The sequence below is a fragment of the Streptomyces sp. NPDC043867 genome (genome assembly GCF_056435845.1).
This window is the reverse complement of record NZ_JBWKDS010000089.1, coordinates 1-1,721: the sequence shown is the minus strand read 5'-3', so window position 1 is coordinate 1,721 and position 1,721 is coordinate 1. Positions and strand designations below refer to the sequence as shown.

Genomic DNA, 1,721 nt, shown 5'->3' with positions numbered 1-1,721 from the left:
TCGCCACCGCGGCCGGTGTCGCCAAGAAGACGGTCACCAACTACTTCCCGCGCAAGGAAGACCTGGCCCTCGACCACCACGAGGCGTTCACCCAGGGCCTCGCCCGCACCGTCGCCGACCGCGAGCCCGGCGAAACGCCGCTCGCGGCGCTCGCGCGGGCCCGCCGGGCAGCCCTCCTGGAACACAGCCCAGTCATCGGCTTCACCGGTCCCGCCTTCGCGCGCATGGTCGCCGACAGCCCCACCCTCATCGCCCGACTACGCGAACTGCACGACCAACGAGAGGAAGCACTCGCCGAAGCACTGGCGACCGCCGACCCCGCCCAAGCCTCAACCCCCGCCCAAACCTCAACCACCGCTCAGGCCTCGACCCCCGCCCAAGCCATCGCGCCCCGGGCCGCCGCCGCCCTGATCGCCGGGGCCGACCGCCTCCTGTTCCGACGTATCCAGGAACTGACCCTGGCCGGCCGCACGCACGAGGAGATCGAGGCCGCCCTGATCCCGGAAGCCGACCACGTCGACGCCCTCCTGACCGCCGCACTCGATGCGGCCTAGGTGTATTGACCTGGAGCGTTGTTCACGCGGCTGATGGGTGGCTTGCCGCCGAGTGCGGTGTGGCTGCGGTGGTGGTTGTAGTTGTGCAGGAAGGTGTCCAGTGCGGCGGTGCGCTCGTCGTTGCTGGTGTAGGGCCGGAGGTAGGCCCATTCGTCGAGCAGGGTGCGGTTGAAGCGTTCGACTTTGCCGTTGGTCTGTGGCCGGTAGGGCCGAATGCGTTTGTGGGCGATGCCGGCCGCGGTCAGGGCCTGGGTGAAGAGCTTGGACTTGTAGCAGGAGCCGTTGTCGGTCAGGACGCGCTCGACGGCGATGCCGTGGCTGGTGAAGAACGCCTGGGCCCGTCGCCAGAAGCCGATCGCGGTGTGCTGGCGTTCGTCGGTGAGGATCTCGCTGTAGGCCAGGCGGGAGTGGTCATCGACGGCGGAGTGGATGTAGCTGTAACCGATCACCGGCTTGCCGCTCTTGCGGGCGCTGGTGGTGGCCTGCTTGTTGTCCGTTGCTTGCCGACGGTCGAGGACCTTGTGCCCGCCACCGTCAGGGATGTTGCCCAGCTTCTTGATGTCGACGTGGACCATCTCGCCCGGCCGGGAACGTTCGTAGCGGCGGATGGGCTGAGCGGTGGCCCGGTCGAGCCAGGCCAGACGGTGCAGGCCGTGGCGGGTCAGGATGCGGTGCACGGTGGAGGCCGGCAGGGCCAGGATCGGTCCGATCCTGGCCGGTCCCAGCTTGCGGGTTCGCCGCAGTGTGCAGACACGGTCTTCGATGTCGGGCCTGGTGCGGTGCGGAGTCGTGTGTGGCCGACTGGAGCGGTCCTCAAGCCCTACCTCGCCTTCCGCCCGCCACCGGCTCATCCACTTGTGGGCCGTGGGCCGTGACACCCCCATCTCAGCAGCCACATGAGCGACCGGACGTCCGGAGCGGATGCGTTCGACCAGCAGCCGCCGGCCAAAGACGGTCAGCCGGGCATTACGGTGGGACATGAAGACCTCCGTGTGGTGAAGCGTAGACACCTCCACCACACCGGAGGTCTTCGCCATTGATCAAACCGAGCGGCTGTTAACAACGCTCGTGATCAATACACCTAGGTTCGGCCCCAGGCTGGGACCCCGATCCGGGCCTCGATCCGGGCCTCGAGTCGGCCGCGATTCAGGTCTAGGTGCGGTCTCC

2 protein-coding genes are annotated in these 1,721 nt (G+C 68.2%); one reads left to right on the top strand and one right to left on the bottom strand.

Going from position 1 to position 1,721, the window contains the following annotated elements:
• A partial coding sequence (locus AC069T_RS37950) for a TetR family transcriptional regulator (RefSeq protein ID WP_478787081.1) occupies window positions 1-554 on the top strand: 554 nt, incomplete at its 5' end.
• Here AC069T_RS37950 and AC069T_RS37945 read toward each other — a convergent pair.
• A complete protein-coding gene (locus AC069T_RS37945; protein ID WP_478787080.1) occupies window positions 551-1,534 on the bottom strand; it encodes an IS481 family transposase in 984 nt (327 codons plus the stop codon). The two genes, AC069T_RS37950 and AC069T_RS37945, sit on opposite strands and share 4 nt — an antisense overlap.
• Window positions 1,535-1,721 lie beyond the last annotated feature (187 nt).

Bases quoted from the DNA above. Each gene is read 5' to 3' on its own strand.
- AC069T_RS37945 (WP_478787080.1), bottom strand. From the start codon at position 1,534: ATGTCCCACCGTAATGCCCGGCTGACCGTCTTTGGCCGGCGGCTGCTG.